Source organism: Candidatus Poriferisocius sp., from assembly GCF_965214065.1.
Lineage (GTDB): Bacteria > Actinomycetota > Acidimicrobiia > Acidimicrobiales > Bin134 > Poriferisocius.
This window is the reverse complement of record NZ_CBDCAT010000027.1, coordinates 698,678-715,396: the sequence shown is the minus strand read 5'-3', so window position 1 is coordinate 715,396 and position 16,719 is coordinate 698,678. Positions and strand designations below refer to the sequence as shown.

Genomic DNA, 16,719 nt, shown 5'->3' with positions numbered 1-16,719 from the left:
TTCTACTCCTTGAGCGCGCCGGAGAGGTCGTTGATCACGAACGCCTTTTGCACAAGCAGGAACACGAGTGTGATAGGGATGGCGGCCAACAACATGCCCGCCGAGAGCAGGCCCCAATCCTGCAAGAACGCACTCTGGAGCCCAGAAATGCCCACGGCAAGCATTTGCCGGTCGGAGTCCTGGACGGCGATGAGAGGCCAGATGAACGAGGTGTACTGCAACATGAATGTGAACATGCCAAGCACCACCAAGCCAGGCCGGATCAGAGGCAAGACGATCTTGCGATAGATCGTGAACTCTGAAGCGCCGTCAAGGCGTGCTGACGCCTCCAGGTCGTCGGGGATCCCGACAATGAAGCTGCGAGCCATGAAGATCCCCAGCGGGTTCGCCAGCGGCGGCAGTATCAGAGCCCAGTAGGTGTTCAAGAGCCCGAGGTAGCGCACCACGAAGAACATCGGAATAATCAGCGCAGAGATGGGGATCGCAACCGACAGCAATAGGAGAAGCGCTACGCCCCGCCTGCCGGTGAACTCCATTTTCGCTAATGCATAGCCTGCCATGGAATCGAACCACAGCTTCAAAGCAGTTACCGCGCCCGCAACTAACAGGGTGTTGAAGGTCCACTGGACAAACGGATGGTCGGTAAATAGCGACTCGAAGTTGCCCCAAAAGATCGGTGACGGGATCCAGTCAGGCGGATAGCTGAACAGCGACATCGTTTCTTTGAACGAGGTGGACACGACATACAAGAAGGGCGCCAGTGCGATAGCCACTCCGACGAACAGGATCACGTACGACAGCGAGATCGCTGATCGCGACCTTGGAAGCCCTGAGCGGGCCTTGCCCCCGGAGGTCTCAGCGCCGCGTGTTCTGCGCTTAGTAGTAGGCATTGACGCTACTTGCGGTCTCGCAACAGGAAGGTCTGAAGCCCAGTCAGCACCAGCACGGTGATGACGAGCAGGAAGGACAGCGTCGCGCCGAAGCCGATGTCGCCGAACAAGAACAGGCTCCGGTAGATATAGAGGGACACCGAGATCGTGCTGTTGACTGGACCCCCATCGGTGAGCGCGAAAACGGAGTCGAAGAGCTGAAGGTTGACGATCGTGGCGAATATCACTGCGAAGTAGAACGTCGGGCGCAGCAGTGGAATCGTCATCCGCATGAATCGCCGTATCGCGCCAGCCCCGTCAAGCTCGGCCGCCTGGTAGAGCTCTCTGGGCAAAGCCGTCAAACCCGCAAGGAACATCATCGTCCAGAATCCGGTCCCGCGCCATACCTCGATCCCGGCGATCGTCGGAAGCGCGAGCATTGTGTCTCCCAGGAAGTTGATCGGGTCGCCACCGAGCCATCGAACGGCATAGTTGATAACCCCGAAGTCGGGATGCAGCACGAACGTGAAAATGAACGCAGCCACTACCGCTGGCTGGAGTGTCGGAAGGTACAGGGCAACGCGGATCGGCGCACCGCCGCGGGGTATGGCATGCAACGCCAACGCGAGGACCATGGCGATTATGAACACGGCGGGGATCGCCATAGCGCTGTAAACCACTGTGTTTCGGATACTCGTTCTGGCCAGCGGGTCAGAAAAGGTGTCTCGCCAGTTGTCGAGTCCTACGAACTCAGCTGGGCCAAGCACGCCCCCGGTCCTGAACGTGGACACGAAGAGCCACACCACCGGAATCAGGAGAAAGACCACAAACGCGGCAAGGTTCGGTCCTAAGAAGGCGTAGGCGGTAAGTGTGGTCCGTAGCCGGTAGCGCTTGCGGAGTCGGCGATGTTCCTCCGGCGACAGCGTCATCTGCGCGCCGGTAAGGCCTGCGTCGATGTGCGTCATTGCGTCCTGTACCTTCGCCTTGAAGTTAGCCGACACCTCCGACCACCCATTATCGCGGCGAGTTCTGGCGCCCCAAATCCCATCTTCATGGGGCACCAGAACTCCTGGAGAGTTCGCACCCGGCCGCTACAGCGCTCTTTGAGGGGAGGGGAAGTCCTCGAGGCCGCGGCGGTCCGGGGCGAACATGGTTTCCGCCTTTCCGCTAACCGCCGATAACGCCGTCGATCGCTTCACACATCCCGGCAACGGCTTCCTCACCTGTGCGGTTTCCACGGAAGGCGTCCTCAACCACCGGCCAAGCGGCCTGTAGTGCTTCGAGGATCTGAGGATGCGGCTGGAGCCCCTGGACTCGTGGCACGAGTTCGGATTGCACCTTCTGCATGGCCGGATTGTCCGCGAAGAGGTCGTCGATGATGTCAGTGCGGACAACTTGCAAGCTCACCTGCTCGGCGAATCGCCCAACCTGCGGAGCAGATGCCCAATGCTTGATGAACTCCCAAGCAGCATCTTTGTTGTCGCTCGCCTCCGCGATGCTCAAGATCCCGAAGTTGCCCATCACCGTGTGGCCCTGAGGCCCGGGCGGCGCAGCGGCGACTGTCCACTCGAAGTCCGGCGGGTTCTCATTCAGTGACACGATGTTCGGCGTTTCGTGGTGGAGAATAGCGATGCGCCCTGCTGCGAATAGGTCGAACAGGCCCTGGTTGTCTACTGAGCCGATTGCCGGCGTGACACCTGCCGTGTGGATGTCGATCAGGAACTGCATGGCGTCGACAACGTCCTGGCCGGCCAAACCGCACTCAGTCCAATCGTCGGACAACACGTCACCGCCCGCATTGTGGATGTAGGGATACCAGTCCCACCAGGCAAAGTCGGCAGCCGAAGTGCGCGCCCCGAAGCCGAAAACCTCATCGGTTGTCAGCGCTTCGGCGGCAGCGAGCATCGACTCATAGGAGTCGTCCCAACTGTCGAGCAAACCCGCCTCTTCAAGAAGCGTCTCATTGATGAAAATGTTGTAAACCGCGCCGAGCACGGGCACTCCCCACGTACCACCTTGCTGTTCGGCGAGATCCCACGCGAACGGACTGATGTTGTCCCGCTCCTCAGCCCAGTCGGGATCATTCACCAAGTCTGTCATGTCGTGCAGAACACCCTGCTCAGCAAACGCCGGATAGATGAGATCGACTAGATACTGAACGTCTGGCGGCGAACCGCTCGCAAACAACGTCGTCAACTCAGCCACGTGGACAGGCCAGTCATAGGTTGAGAACTCCACATTGACGTCGGGCGCCACCTGCGCATTGAAGTCGGCAATGATCTGCTCTTCGAACTCCACCTCCATCGCCGAATGTGGTCCCTTGATGAAGCCGATCGTTCCAGACAGCTCTGGTTCCGGCTCAGCCGTCGGAACGGCTGTCGAGCTGTCTTCTGCCATTCCACCGGAATCGCCAGCCGGCTCAGACGAACTGCCGCCAGAGCTCTCGTCAACCACCTCCGCGGCCGGATCGGCCTCGTCACTTGAATCGTCATCATCGCCACATGCGGCGGCGACAAGCGCGCACGCCAAGACCACTGCCATCACGCGCCAAAGGCGCCTAGATGACGGTTGACGTTTGCCGTTACTCCTAGACATCAGAATCCCCTTGTTGTGCGTTATTTGCACATCTAGTGCTAATAGTACACAATCACTGTATGTCATGAGGTTAGGGATGTCCAGAGCAAATGCAACCACGAGGCCGGTCGCTTCGGTGCGCAGTACCCTGAATTCGGCTCACACCTGACCAGGTCCAGGCAGGTCGGCCATTTCGGCTAGCGCCCGGGCCGCCGATTGCACGAGAGGAATAGCCAGGCAAGCGCCGGTTCCCTCTCCTAACCGCAGATTGAGGTCCAGCAGAGGGTTCAGGCCCAGGTGGTCGAGGGCGATCGAGGCGGCCGGCTCGCTAGAGCGATGGCCGGCAATTCCGTGGGCTGCGGTCCCTGGAGCCAGGGCATCGGCTGCGCACAGGGCGGCCCCGGCGATCACGCCGTCCACGATGTAGGGCACCCGATTTTGGGCGGCAGCCATGAACAGCCCGGCTAGGGCGGCGATCTCCAGACCCCCGGCTGAGGCCAGCTTGTCCAGAGGTTCCAAGCAGTCTTCAGTTCTCCGGATGGCGGAGGCCACCAATCGGCACTTGTGATCAAGTCCCCCTGCCGGGACTCCCGCCCCAGAACCGGTGACCTCGTGGGCAGACCGTCTGGCAAATGCTCCAATCAGCGCCGCAGCCGCAGTGGTATTGCCGATGCCCAAATCACCGCCGATGAGGCAGTCGGCCCCCGCCTCAATTTGCTCAGATGCGATCCGGGTGCCCACCGCCACGGCCGCCTCGGCCTGCTCAGGAGTCATTGCCGCCCCGGTAGCGATGCTGGCGGTACCGTCGGCCACTCGCTCGGCCCTCACATTCGGGAGCGGTTCGAGCGGGGACTTCACCCCGACATCGACCACCACCACCTCGGCACCCACTGCCTCGGCGAACACCGAGATAGCCGCCCCACCCTGGCTCACCGTGGCCACCATGGCCGCAGTGATCTCCGAGGGCCATGCGCTGGCTCCGTCGGCCACTACTCCGTGGTCACCGGCGAACACAACAACCACTGGGTTGCGGGGAGCGGGAGCAGGACAGCGACCCGTGACCCCGGCAAGGTGAACACCCAGCTCTTGCAGACGCCCCAGCGCGCCGGGGGGCATGGCCCGAGTGGTCCACCGTTGCCGGGCCAACTCCATGGCCTGGACGTCCAGAGGGGGAACCGACGGAAACGGGTGCGACCCCATATCAGTCTTCACTTTGATCCAAAAGCCAGTCAATGAGCCATGTCAGCACCAGCGCGCCAATCGAGGCAATCTCCACCCGATTGGCGTGCCGGACGGCTGCTTCGATGTCATCGGACTCTGGACGGGAACCTGTGCCGAGAAACGGGCGGTTTTCGACCACGCCCTCGTAATCGAGTGGTCCGCCGAGCTTTCGACCCAGCATGGCAGCCATCGCGGCCTCAGCGACACCGGCGTTGGGCGACGGGTGGGAAGGGGCGTCGTGGCGCACCGCTTTCACAATCTGGCGAGTTCGTTCCTGATACAACACGACAACCAGTGCCGCGAAAATTCGGGCCGGGATGTAGTTGGCTGCATCGTCAAGGCGGGCTGCGGCCCAGCCGAAGTTCCGATACCGCTCATTTCGCCGCCCGACCATGGCGTCCATGGTGTTGATCGCCCGATAGGCGGCCGCGCCAGGAGCACCGGCCACTGCGCCCCAGAATGCAGGGGCAATCACCGCATCAACACTGTTCTCGGCAACCGATTCGATGACCGCAGCGGCTATGCCCGACTCGTCGAGTTCGGCGGGGTCGCGCCCGACTAGCGAGGGGAGTGCGGCCCGGGCCGCAGGTAGATCTCCGTCGGAGATCGCTTCTCCGATGCTCAGGGCGGTGCGGCGCAGTTCTCGGCCGGCGGTGGCGACTGCAACCGCAGTGGCCGTTGAGCGCATCATGCGGCCCCCAACTGCACCAATAGCCACCCCAACTGCGGCATACGCCGCGCCCCGCAGGCGCCGATCAGCCCAAAGCGTGTGTTCGACACGCTCCATGATCTGTCCAAACCCGGCAACCGGATGGACATCAGGAGGCGGTTCCCCCACCAATCGGTCGATGAACAAGCCTGCCGCCGCACCCAGGCATCGCCCTCCTAGCCGGCTCATGGGTCGGCCACTAGTGCAAATAGCGCGGCGGTTTCAGCCACCATGATCACCGCTCCCAGCACATCGCCGGTAAACCCGCCCAGTCGTCGCCACGCCAACACCACAACTCCGACTGCTGCTGCCACCGCGACCCCGGCCGCCACTGCACCGGCAATTCCTTCGATCAGCACCAGTGCGGCAACCGCCGGTGCCAGCCACAGTGCCAGCCAACGTCGGACGCCGGCCATAAACGGATCGGCCAAACCGCCGGGACGGGCGTAGGGCACGATGGCCGGAACCAGGGCGACCAGGGTGCGGCTGATCGCCCAGATGGGTACGAGAGCCAGCGATTCCATGCTGTCAACCGCCAGCGCCGCCCATCGAGCCCCCAACACGACCACCACCGCTGCTACGGCGAACGCGCCTACGTCGGGACGGCTCATCACCGCCAGCCGCCGGTTTCGTTCCATATGGGGAAGCAGACCGTCGGCGCTGTCGGCCAGCCCATCGAGGTGCAATCCCCCGGTAAGCACGAGGTCGGCAGCCACCACCAGGATTCCGACCACCATCAGGGGCCACAGCTCGCCCGCCCCCCAGTGGACGCCAGCCAAAACTGCCCCCATCCCGGCACCGACCATTGGAAACCACCACAAGGCCCGGGCCTGGGGCACCTGGCCTCGGCCGAAGACAGTCAAAAAGGCCACCGCTCCCATCGCTGCCGGCCGTCTCATCGCCATCAGGCCACTTCATAGGGGCCGGACAACTCGAGGACTCGTCCGGCCACCACCAGCAAGACTCGATCAGCTACGGCAGCAACCTGCTGGTTCAACATCCCCAGAACATCGACATATCTTCGGCCCAGTTCGCTCGGCGGGTGAACTGCCAGCCCGACCTCTTCAGAGACAATGACAGTGGGGGCATCTCGGCTGGCAACTGCGGCCAAGAGGTCGTCGGCGTCTACGTCCATATCTGGATGCAGGGTCACCCAAGTGCCCAGCGAGTCGACCAGCACCAGGCTGTCGCTTTCTTTCAGAACTCTGGACAGGTCATCGGGCGTCTCGCACTCGACGGTGCTCCAATGGTGTGGACGACGGGACTTGTGGGCCTCGACACGGGCGGCATGGTCGGCATCGCTCGGATCGACCGCGGCGGTGGCCACATAAGCCACCGCCGACCCCGAGGAATCCGCGATCGATTCAGCCACCCTCGACTTCCCCGACCGAGTGCCGCCCAACACCAGAACGATCATGGCCGCCACCGGCGCTCCTATTCCCCGTAGCGAATGCCAAGCGCTTCGCTCAAAAGTCGAGGCCCTTTTTGGCCCGGATCTGGCGGTCGAAGGCGTGCTTTACCTTGACCATCTCGGTGACGGTGTCGGCCACATCGATCACCTCTTCTGCCATGTCCCGGCCGGTCAGAATCACGCTCACCCGTTCAGGCCGAGACTCCAGGGCCGCGGCCACATCGGCGGCATCGATCCAATCCCAGGTCATTGCGTAGCTGATCTCATCGAGAACAACCAGGCGGTACTCGCCTCCGGCGATGAGCGCCGCCGAGAAATCCCAAGCGGCCACGGCCTTGGCCTTGGTCTCGTCAATGTCGTCTGATTCCCAGGTGAACCCGTCGCCGGCCGAGAACCACTGCACGCCGAGCTCGCGGCACACCTTCTCCTCACCGGTGTTCCAGTTGCCGCTCTTGAGGAACTGCACCACCGCGATGGGCCACCCCCGGGCGACGGCGCGGAGCGCGGTGCCGAAGGCCGCAGTCGACTTGCCCTTGCCGTGGCCGGTGTTGACCATCACCAGCGATGGTGCCGACCGCAATTCTGAGATGTCGTAGGGGCGCTCCTCTCGGGGGGCGGATTCAGTGCTCATGGGGTCTCCTCTGGGTGTCGAGTCCGACGGCGAGGCGCGGGCAGAACCACCAACTCGCCGTCGATTGATTGAACAGTAAGCGAAGTGCCATACACCGCCGACAGCAGGTCTGACCTCAGCACCTCGTCGGGGCAGCCTTGGGCCACGATGCGGCCGTGGTCAATGAGGATCAAGCGATCGGCGAATCGGCCTGCGGCACTCAGGTCGTGCATAGCAGCCAACACGCTGAGGCCCTCGGTGCGGCGCAGATCGTCCACCAGTTCCAGCACCGAAACCTGATGGCCCAAGTCGAGGGCGCTGGTGGGCTCGTCGAGCAGCAGCACCGGGCACTGTTGGGCTAGCGCGCGAGCTACCACCACCTGCTGGGCCTCCCCACCCGACAAGGTGGACACCAAGCGGTCGGCGAACTCCCCTAGCTCAAGGCGGTGCAGCACCGAGGACACGATCTGGCGGTCGGCCCGAGACTCACGGGCCAGCCAACCCAGGTGCGCGGTCCGGCCCAGCAACACGTACTCGGCCACGGTCATGCCCTTGGGCAACTCCGGGAACTGCGGCACCAGGGCCACATCGGTAGCGCCCGGAGCACGGCCATCGCCCAAATCCACGGTTCCGTCGAAGTCGATCAGCCCGACAATCGACCGCAGCAGAGTTGATTTACCCGCCCCGTTGGGGCCGATGATGCCTAGCCATTCCCCGTTGCCCAACTCCAGGTCGACACCGCAAACCACTTCTTGATGGCGAAACGACACTTGCACATCACGGCAAGAAAGCGCGGGCGATCCGAGAGCCGGAGGCGGGGCGGAGGCAACGAGAGTGGAGCTCACGTCGAGCTCCATCGATCGCGCCACAGCACAAGAGCGAAGAACGGTGCGCCGACAAACGCGGTGATGACTCCCACCGGCAGCTCTGATGGGGCCAAAAGTGTGCGGGCACCGATATCTACAAAGGCCAAGAATGCCGCTCCCACCAACGCAGACAGCGGCACGACCACCCGGTAGCTGTGGCTGATGAGCAGGCGAACGATGTGGGGCACGACGAGGCCGACAAAGGCGATCAACCCGCTCACCGACACTGCGGCCGCGGTCAGAAGCGAGGCAGCCACAATCACCACTAGACGGGACCGGGCGGGGTCCAGCCCCAGAGAGCGAGCCTCGTCGTCGCCCACTCGCAACACATCCAGATGCCTCCGGTGGACGAAGAGCACGGCCCCACAAACGGCGGCATAGGGCAGCAGCAGCCACACCTGCGTCCATCCGGTGGTGTTGAGCTGGCCGAACAGCCATGACAGCACCTCTCGGGCTCGGGTCTCGTCCAACTGCTGGATGGCGTAGGTCTGCGCGGCCGAGAACAAGGCGGCCATGGCCACCCCGCCCAGCAACAGCGTGGCCGGCGACGCTCCCCCGCCCCGAGCGATGGCCATCGATGCCACCACCGCCACCAGTGCTCCCAAGAAGGCGGCGGCCGGCACCGTGTCGAACGGGCCCCAGCCCAGGTCGAGGCCGAACCCCAGGGCCAACACGGCGCCAAAACCCGCCCCGGCCGAAACGCCCAACAGGTAGGGGTCGGCCAGCGGGTTCCGGAACACTCCCTGGTAGGAGGCCCCGGCCACGCCCAACGATCCGCCCACCAGCATGCCCAGGACCAGTCGGGGGAGCCGGATCTCGAACAGGATGCTCTCCTGGGTGGCCGACAACGACGATTCCATACCGATCAGCGGGACCCAGTCGAACAGGGCGCTGAACACCCCGCTGACCGGCAGCCCGGCAGCTCCGCTTGAGGCGCTGAGCAATCCCACCGCTACTAACACCGCCACCCCGATAGCGACCGCGGCAACCGACATACCAAATGCCCGCCGTACCGCCCGATGGGTGGCATCGGCTTCTGCCAAGACGGTGGTTGAAAGGGACGCTTCGGCCATCACAGTGCCTGTGAAGACTAGGAAACCGGCTCTGCAACTGCCCCGATAGCTTCAGCCACCGCGGCGATGAACTGGGGCAGTCGCGGTCCCCAGCGAGAGGCTATATCGGCGTTGACCACCACGATGTTGCCGTTGCGCACCGCTGACACCTCGCCCCAACCGGGCCGGGCGGCCACATCGTCGACGGTGTAGCCCACCTGATCGGTGATAACGATCAGCTCGGGATCGGCCACGACGATGTACTCCTCAGTGAGCTGGGGGTATCCGTAGCCGTCGGCGTCGGCCTCGTCGGCGATATTGACGGCGCCCATGGCGGCGTACACCGCGCCGATAAAGCTGGAGGAACTGGCCGAATAAAGCGCGTCACCCAGCTCGTGGTACACCCGCACCGGAGCATCCGGGGCGGCAGCTAGAGCGGCGTCAATTTCGCCGCGCAGGCTGGCTACCAGCGCTGCGGCTTCATCGACTCGGCCAACGGCCATGCCAATTTGGACCACCGCATCATAACCACCCTCAAAATCAGCCGGTGCCGAGCTCAACAGCACCTCAATTCCGACCGCGTCCATCCCGGCCATGAGGTCGTTGGCGTCGTTGGAGATCACCACCAGGTCGGGCTCATAGGAGAGCACCGCCTCCACGTTGGGGTCCCATCCCGACAGGTCGGTGACTGGGGCCTCCGGCGGGTAGTAGGAGAACTGGTCCACCGCTACCACCTGATCGCCCGCACCGATTGCAAACAAGATCTCGGTGGCCGTCGGCGACAACGACACGATCCGCTGGGGCCGGTCGGTCAAGGCTTCAGTGGGTGTCGTCTCGGGAGTCGGCACCTCAGTTGGCGGCGGAGCAGTTTCAGTCGGGGCCGGTTCGGGCGCAGGTTCCTCAGCTGGCGCCTCCGTAGGCGCCGGCTCGGGCGCAGGCTCCTCGGTTGGCGGTACCTCAGCAACATCGTCATCGTTGCCGCAGCTAGCTCCTAAAAGGACGAGAGCAAGCAGCAGCACGGAGAAGAGTCGTAATGGACGTCGGGGCATATTCACCTCCTGTTGATCGAGGAACGGAAGCTCGATCGGCAGGAGCCCTGCCCTCGAACCAACCCAACCCTCGGGGCTTATGGCTCGTTTCAGCGCAAAGCTCGACCGGACTTACTGGCTCAGGGCCAGTTCACCGTTGCGGGACAGTGCCGGAATCTAACCGGACTTCGCCTCCACGCCGGCCCGAATCATAGCCGACTCCAAGCGAGCCATCCCCTCCGAATCCGGCACTCCTACTCGCACATACTCCGACAACCCAAAACTGGAGCAATCCCGAACCACAACGCCAAACGGCGCCAACTGTTCCCGCAACCCAGGGGCACGAACCAATACCCATGGTGAATCGGCATCCTCTACGGCGAACCCGCGACGTCGAAACACCTCTGCCAACTCCTTGCGAGCAGTGGCGATGGCTTCCGACCAGGCCGGTAAATCAGACGACTCCAAGAGCTCCGGCAGCGCCGACACTGCCAGCGAGCCGACCGACCACTGGGGTTGGTGGCGGGAGAACCGCCCCACGTCGTCGGCAATGATGTAGCCGAGCCGCAGGCCGGGAGAGGCAAACACCTTGGTCAGTGAGCCCACCACGACAGCGTCCCGTCCCGCCGTCCAACTCCCAGTGGCAAGCGGATAGAACGCCTCATCCCACACGTCTGCGGTCTCGCCGAAGCCGGCCAAGCGCCCGCTGGGATTGTGGGGGTCACTGCGCCACACCGGCCCGTCGGAGTTGCGGGGATGCAGACCGAATTCGGGCTCGGCCCATACCCGGCCGCCGATTTCTTGGACCACCAACGAGATGGCCTCGCTGCCCCCATTGGTCAGGATGACGCGTTGGGGGTCGACGCCGATGGCGTCGGCCAGGAGCCGAGCGGCTTCCCACGGGTCGGGGTACCGACGCACAGCATCGAGATGGCGGGCCAGTATCGACACCACATCAGGAGCAAACGGATTGGGACTCTGCGACAGGTCGAGGACAGATTGGGGGTCGATACCCAGTGCCCGGGCAATGCAAGGGCCGTCTCCGCCGTGAGGACCGGCAAGAGGGATGTCGGGCAACTAGATCAAGCCCAGCTCGGCCACGGTCTCGCGTTCTTCAACCAGCTCGGCCACCGTGGCATCCAGGCGGGTTTGGGAGAAATCGTTGAGCTCCAGGCCGCCCACGATGGACCACTGGCCGTCGGCGGTGGTGCAGGGGAACGACGAGATGAGGCCCTCGGGGACGCCGTAGGAGCCGTCGGAGGGCACGGCCATGCTCACCCAGTCTCCGTCGGCGGTGCCGTGGACCCAATCGCGCATGTGGTCGATGGCCGCATTGGCCGCCGAGGCCGCGCTGGACAGGCCGCGGGCCTCGATGATGGCTGCGCCCCGCTTCTGCACCGAGGGGATGAACTCATCGGCGATCCACGCCTCGTCGCCTACTGCCTCAGCAGCCGACTGGCCGCCCACTTGGCAGTTGAACAGGTCGGGGTACTGGGTGGCCGAGTGGTTGCCCCAGATGGTCATCCGGCTCACTTCGCCAACGGTCACCCCCAGCTTGGCCGACAGCTGCGCCACCGCCCGGTTGTGGTCGAGGCGGGTCATGGCGCTGAACTGCTCGGCGGGAATGGCGTCGGCGTTGTTCATGGCGATCAGGCAGTTGGTGTTGGCCGGATTCCCCACCACCAGCACCCGCACATCGTCGGCTGCCCCGGCGGAAAGCGCCCGCCCCTGGGTGGTGAAGATGGCGCCGTTGGCCTCCAGCAGGTCTCGGCGCTCCATGCCCTTGCCCCGGGGCCGCGACCCCACCAACAGGGCGTAGTCCACCCCGTCGAACGCCTCGTTGGGATCGTCGGTACACACTTTGCCAGCCACAAGCGGGAAGGCGCAGTCGTCCAGTTCCATGGCCACTCCGCCCAGGGCGTCCATGGCCGGGGGGATCTCCAGCATCTGGAGCACCACCGGCACGTCGGGGCCGAGCATCTGCCCGCTGGCGATGCGGAACAGCAGGCTGTAGCCGATCTGGCCTGCCGCTCCGGTCACAGCCACTCGCTTGGGATCGCTCACCGAAAGGACTCCTTTGGTCTGAGTGTGGAACTGAGGAGTGTGGTTGTCGTCAGACGACTAGAGCCGGTCGACGATGGCCGACGCGAATTCCGAGCACTTCACCTCGGTGGCCTCATCCATGAGGCGGGCGAAGTCGTAGGTGACGATCCTCTCGCCGATGGTGGCCTCCACCGCGTTGACGATGTCGTCGGCGGCGTCGTCCCAACCCAGATGCTCGAACATCAGCACACCCGACAGCAACACCGACGACGGGTTCACCTTGTCTTGGCCGGCGTATTTGGGCGCGGTGCCGTGGGTGGCCTCGAATACGCCGTGGCCGGTCACGTAGTTGATGTTGGCCCCCGGGGCTATGCCGATTCCCCCAACCTGGGCGGCCAGGGCGTCGGAGAGGTAGTCGCCGTTGAGGTTCATGGTGGCGATCACGTCGAACTCGGCCGGGCGGGTGAGCACCTGCTGGAGAGCGATGTCGGCGATGGCGTCTTGCACCAGGATCTTGTCGCCAGCGTCGCCGCCGCAGTCGTCCCAGCCCACGGCCACGTCGGAGAACTCCTCTCGAATCAATTCGTAGCCCCAGCCGCGGAACGCTCCCTCGGTGAACTTCATGATGTTGCCCTTGTGTACCCAGTGGACCCGCTTGCGGTTCCGCCGCACGGCATAGTTCAGCGCGGCCCGCTGAAGGCGCTGCGAACCGGTCTTGGACACTGGCTTGACGCCGATGCCGGCGTCCTCGGCGATGTTCCAGCCCAATGCATCGTGAAGCAGCTCGCGGAGCTTTGCCGCCTCGGGGGTGAAGGCCTCCACCTCGAGCCCGGCGTAGATGTCCTCGGTGTTCTCCCGGAAGATCACCATGTCCACCAGCTCGGGGCTCTTCACCGGGGAAGGCACGTTGGTGAACCAGCGCACCGGGCGCAGGCACACGTACAAATCCATGATCTGGCGGATCGACACATTCAGGCTGCGGAAGCCGCCTCCCACCGGAGTAGTAAGGGGACCCTTGATGCCGATCAGGTACTCGGTGAACTTCTCAATGGTGTCTTGGGGAAGCCAGTCGCCGGTCTCGTTGAACGCCTTCTCGCCGGCCAGCACCTCGATCCACTCAATTTTGCGGCCGTACTTGCCTGCGGCGGCGTCCAGCACGTGCTTGGCAGCCGGCCAGATATCCACCCCAGTCCCGTCGCCCTCGATGAACGGGATGATGGGATTGTCAGAAACGTTCAGCTTCCCATCGGCTCCGATTGTGATTTTGTCGCCCATATGCGGCGAGCATACCGACGAGTCTTCGCACCCAACGAAGCCAAGAATCAACTCCCAGCAAGGGGAGGTACGGCTTCGGCAAACAATGCCGAGTCGCCGTGGATCGGGCCATACTCTGCCTTATTGATGGCACGGATAGCCGACTTGTTGGGCGATCAGCCAACGCTGTCGTTTGAGTTCTTCCCCCCAGCCGACGAGGTGGCCGCCAAGCAACTGGCCGAGACGCTGGACGAATTGGCCGCGCTGTCACCCTCGTTTGTGTCGGTGACCTGCGGGGTGGGCGGCGACGGCCACGACCGCACCCGCACCATCGTGGCCGACATCTGCCAAGACCGGCCCTTTCCGGCCATGGCCCACCTGACCTGTGTGGGTCATACCCGACAAGGCGTGGCCGCCCTGCTGGACGATTACGCCGCCGCCGGGGTGGCCAACATATTGGCCCTCGCGGGCGATCCGCCTGACGGGTCGGCCATCAGCGGCGACTTCCGATACGCCTCCGAGTTGGTGGAGGTGGTGCGGGACCACCCCTCCAACTTCAGCATCGGAGTGGCTGCCCACCCCGAAGTCCACCCCCGCTCAACCGACCGGGCCTCCGACCGGCAGTTTCTGGCCACCAAACTGAACCAAGCCGACTTCGCCATAACCCAGTTCTTCTTCGACCCCGCCGACTACACCCGACTCTGCAATGAGCTGGCCGACCTTGGATGCCATCGACCAATCCTCCCCGGCGTCATGCCAGTGATCTGGCCCAAGAGCACCCGCCACTACGCCGAAATAAATGGCTCGACGGTGCCCGAGGAACTGTTCGCCATTCTCGAAGCCTTATCAACTCCCAACCGCATCACCGCCGCCGCCGAAGCCGCCGCCGAACTGTCCCAACAGTTGCTAGACGCCAGCGCCCCCGGCATCCACCTCTACACCCTTAATCGACCTGATGCCTCAACCCTGATCTGCAATCTGCTCAATCTCTAGTGCTTGAAGTGGCGTTCGCCGGTGAAGATCATCGCCATCTTGTGCTCGTTGGCGGCGTCGATCACCTCTTGGTCCCGTACTGAGCCGCCGGGTTGGATGACGGTGGCGCACTGGGCGTCGGCAGCGGCATCGAGGCCATCACGGAAGGGGAAGAAGGCGTCGCTGGCGCAGGCTCCGCCCGCAGCGCGGCCCGCGGCCTTCTCCGCCGCGATGCGCCCGGCGTCGCGACGGTTCTGCTGACCGGCGCCGATGCCCACTGCCTGGCGGTCTTTGGCCAGCACAATGCAGTTGGAGCCCACTCGGGCCGCCACCCGCCAGGCCAGTTCCAAGTCGGCCCACTGGTCGTCGGTGGGTGCCCGCTCGGTAACCACTTTCCACGAAGAGCGGTCCATGGTCACCGTGTCGGGAGTCTGCACCATAGCCGCACCCCCTAGAGTGCGAATCTCCAAGTCGGCAGCCTCCGGCGGCGGGGCCTTGAGCACCCGCAAGTTCTTCTTCTTGCCCAGCAGGGCCAGCGCGGCCTCCTCGTATTCGGAGGCGACGAGCACCTCGGTGAATACGTCGGCCATGGCCTCGGCCACATGGGCGGTCACCATGCGGTTGACGGCCACGATCCCCCCGAACGCGGAGACCGGGTCGCACTCATGGGCCCGCCGATAGGCGGTGGCGATGTCGTCGGCCACTGCTGCTCCGCAGGGGTTGGCGTGCTTGATGACCACCGCGGCCGGGTCATCGCCCAGCGAGTGGGCCAGCCGCCAGGCGGCGTCGGCGTCGAATACGTTGAGATACGACATGGCCTTGCCCTGGAGCTGCTGAGCCTGGTCCCACCAACTCGACTGGCCGGCAATTCGATAGCGGGCGCCGCTTTGGTGGGGGTTCTCGCCGTAGCGCAGCACTTCCTGGCGCTCCAAAGTCAGCGCCACCGTCGGCGGGAGTTCTTCGGCGTCGGCATCGGTGTCGGTCAGCCAATCGACGATCTCCGCGTCGTAGGCGCCGGTGTGGGCGTATGCGGCCCGAGCCAGTCGTCTTCTGGTGGCGTGGGAGAGGCCGCCTTCAGCCTCCAACTCGTCCAGCACCGTCCCATAGTCCTCGGGCTGCACCACCACGCCGACCCGCTCGTGGTTCTTGGCTGCGGCCCGCACCATGGCCGGACCGCCGATGTCGATCATATCCACCGATGGATCGGAGCGGAACGGATACAGGTTGCACACCACCAGGTCGATAGGCGCAATGCCCCGCTCGGCCAGATCCTCAACATGGCCCGGATTCGATAGGTCGGCCAGCAGACCCCCGTGAATTACGGGGTGGACGGTCTTGACCCGCCCGTCCAGCATCTCTGGCGCTCCGGTGACCTGCTCCACCGGGGTCACTGGGACTCCGGCTTCGGCCAGCGCGGCCGACGTGCCCCCGCTGGAGACGATCTCCCATCCCAGGGCTACCAGCCGCTGGGCCAGATCTACCACCCCGGTCTTGTCGTACACCGACACCAACGCCCTCGGCGAGTGGTCAGCTCCCTGGCTCATAAGACATACCCTCGGTCGATTATTTCCCGGACAGTGCGAATGTACAGGTCGCGCTCCACTGTCTTGATCCTCTCGTGGAGCGTGTCCACTGTGTCGTCGGGCTCCACGGCCACGGCTTGCTGGGCCAGAATCGGCCCTGCGTCCACCTCCAAGGTAGCCACATGCACGGTGCAGCCGGTGACCTTCACCCCGTAGCCCAAGGCGTCTTTCACCGCGTGCCAGCCGGGAAAGGCGGGCAACAGCGACGGGTGGGTGTTCAAGATTCGGCCTCCGTACCCATCCTGAATCGGCTGACTCAGCACCGTCCCGAACCCCGCCATGGCCACCAGCTCGATGCCCTCGGCCGACAAGCGCTCGGTCACTTGGCGGGTGTAGTCCACTCGGTCGAAGTCGGGACCGAAGCTGGTCCGCTCCACCAGCACGCAGGTCAGCCCGTGATCCGCGGCAACCTTCTCAGCACCGCAGGGTCGGTCCACCAGCACCAGCGAGATGGGCAGCCCGCTGTGGGCCATGGCATCCAGAATTGTCCCACTGCCCGACGCCAGCACCGCTAGTCGCATCGAGCC

At 64.2% G+C, this 16,719-nt stretch carries 17 protein-coding genes and 1 riboswitch; of the genes, 1 reads left to right on the top strand and 16 read right to left on the bottom strand.

All coding sequences use genetic code 11. The features are described 5' to 3' along the window. Positions 1 to 2: 2 nt before the first annotated feature. The 14 genes from ACOOGG_RS09800 to icd all read right to left on the bottom strand — a co-directional run bounded on the left by ACOOGG_RS09800 (position 3) and on the right by icd (position 13,658). Positions 3 to 791: a carbohydrate ABC transporter permease gene (locus ACOOGG_RS09800; protein ID WP_420434706.1), complete on the bottom strand. Its 789-nt coding sequence runs from the start codon at positions 789 to 791 to the stop codon at positions 3 to 5. A gap of 104 nt (positions 792 to 895) precedes the next feature. Next, on the bottom strand, positions 896 to 1,870 hold the full coding sequence (locus tag ACOOGG_RS09795) for a carbohydrate ABC transporter permease (protein WP_420434704.1): 975 nt from the start codon (positions 1,868 to 1,870) through the stop codon (positions 896 to 898). 166 nt (positions 1,871 to 2,036) lie between these two features. Beyond that, entirely contained in the window at positions 2,037 to 3,410 is a 1,374-nt protein-coding gene (locus tag ACOOGG_RS09790; RefSeq protein ID WP_420435193.1) for an ABC transporter substrate-binding protein, read from the bottom strand. Between the two features lie 192 nt (positions 3,411 to 3,602). Beyond that, the gene (cobT, locus tag ACOOGG_RS09785; protein WP_420434702.1) at positions 3,603 to 4,655 is read right to left on the bottom strand and encodes a nicotinate-nucleotide--dimethylbenzimidazole phosphoribosyltransferase; all 1,053 of its coding nucleotides are present in this window, start codon (positions 4,653 to 4,655) and stop codon (positions 3,603 to 3,605) included. Beyond that, positions 4,645 to 5,562 (bottom strand): adenosylcobinamide-phosphate synthase CbiB, encoded by a 918-nt coding sequence (gene cbiB / locus ACOOGG_RS09780; RefSeq protein WP_420434700.1) that lies wholly within the window; start codon positions 5,560 to 5,562, stop codon positions 4,645 to 4,647. Before cbiB ends, cobT begins: the two co-directional genes overlap by 11 nt. Next, positions 5,559 to 6,278, bottom strand: a complete 720-nt coding sequence (locus tag ACOOGG_RS09775) for an adenosylcobinamide-GDP ribazoletransferase (protein ID WP_420434698.1) — start codon at positions 6,276 to 6,278, stop codon at positions 5,559 to 5,561. The genes cbiB and ACOOGG_RS09775 overlap by 4 nt, the downstream gene beginning before the upstream one ends. After that, the gene (locus ACOOGG_RS09770) at positions 6,278 to 6,790 is read right to left on the bottom strand and encodes a bifunctional adenosylcobinamide kinase/adenosylcobinamide-phosphate guanylyltransferase (protein WP_420435192.1); all 513 of its coding nucleotides are present in this window, start codon (positions 6,788 to 6,790) and stop codon (positions 6,278 to 6,280) included. The genes ACOOGG_RS09775 and ACOOGG_RS09770 overlap by 1 nt, the downstream gene beginning before the upstream one ends. A 49-nt stretch (positions 6,791 to 6,839) precedes the next feature. Next, entirely contained in the window at positions 6,840 to 7,415 is a 576-nt protein-coding gene (cobO, locus tag ACOOGG_RS09765) for a cob(I)yrinic acid a,c-diamide adenosyltransferase (protein WP_420434696.1), read from the bottom strand. After that, positions 7,412 to 8,239 (bottom strand): ABC transporter ATP-binding protein, encoded by an 828-nt coding sequence (locus tag ACOOGG_RS09760; RefSeq protein ID WP_420434694.1) that lies wholly within the window; start codon positions 8,237 to 8,239, stop codon positions 7,412 to 7,414. The genes cobO and ACOOGG_RS09760 overlap by 4 nt, the downstream gene beginning before the upstream one ends. Beyond that, positions 8,236 to 9,333, bottom strand: a complete 1,098-nt coding sequence (locus ACOOGG_RS09755; RefSeq protein ID WP_420434692.1) for a FecCD family ABC transporter permease — start codon at positions 9,331 to 9,333, stop codon at positions 8,236 to 8,238. The genes ACOOGG_RS09760 and ACOOGG_RS09755 overlap by 4 nt, the downstream gene beginning before the upstream one ends. Before the next feature lie 17 nt (positions 9,334 to 9,350). Next, the gene (locus ACOOGG_RS09750) at positions 9,351 to 10,127 is read right to left on the bottom strand and encodes a helical backbone metal receptor (RefSeq protein WP_420434690.1); all 777 of its coding nucleotides are present in this window, start codon (positions 10,125 to 10,127) and stop codon (positions 9,351 to 9,353) included. A gap of 286 nt (positions 10,128 to 10,413) precedes the next feature. Further along, positions 10,414 to 10,555, bottom strand: a riboswitch (adenosylcobalamin (AdoCbl) riboswitch). Further along, positions 10,518 to 11,417 carry an aminotransferase class I/II-fold pyridoxal phosphate-dependent enzyme gene (locus tag ACOOGG_RS09745; RefSeq protein WP_420434688.1) on the bottom strand — a complete coding sequence of 300 codons (900 nt, stop codon included), beginning with the start codon at positions 11,415 to 11,417 and terminating at the stop codon, positions 10,518 to 10,520. (Overlaps the previous riboswitch by 38 nt.) After that, complete coding sequence (locus ACOOGG_RS09740) at positions 11,418 to 12,404, bottom strand: malate dehydrogenase (RefSeq protein ID WP_420434686.1); 987 nt, start codon at positions 12,402 to 12,404, stop codon at positions 11,418 to 11,420. It lies immediately after the preceding gene. Positions 12,405 to 12,461: 57 nt separating this feature from the next. Next, complete coding sequence (gene icd / locus ACOOGG_RS09735) at positions 12,462 to 13,658, bottom strand: NADP-dependent isocitrate dehydrogenase (protein WP_420434684.1); 1,197 nt, start codon at positions 13,656 to 13,658, stop codon at positions 12,462 to 12,464. Between the two features lie 126 nt (positions 13,659 to 13,784). On the opposite strand from icd, the gene ACOOGG_RS09730 reads away from it, so the two are divergent. Further along, complete coding sequence (locus ACOOGG_RS09730) at positions 13,785 to 14,630, top strand: methylenetetrahydrofolate reductase (RefSeq protein ID WP_420434682.1); 846 nt, start codon at positions 13,785 to 13,787, stop codon at positions 14,628 to 14,630. On the opposite strand, the gene purH is transcribed toward ACOOGG_RS09730, so the two are convergent. Both purH and purN read right to left on the bottom strand, forming a co-directional pair. Next, positions 14,627 to 16,153, bottom strand: a complete 1,527-nt coding sequence (purH, locus tag ACOOGG_RS09725) for a bifunctional phosphoribosylaminoimidazolecarboxamide formyltransferase/IMP cyclohydrolase (protein WP_420434680.1) — start codon at positions 16,151 to 16,153, stop codon at positions 14,627 to 14,629. The genes ACOOGG_RS09730 and purH overlap by 4 nt on opposite strands. Beyond that, positions 16,150 to 16,713, bottom strand: a complete 564-nt coding sequence (gene purN / locus ACOOGG_RS09720; protein ID WP_420434678.1) for a phosphoribosylglycinamide formyltransferase — start codon at positions 16,711 to 16,713, stop codon at positions 16,150 to 16,152. The genes purH and purN overlap by 4 nt, the downstream gene beginning before the upstream one ends. Positions 16,714 to 16,719 lie beyond the last annotated feature (6 nt).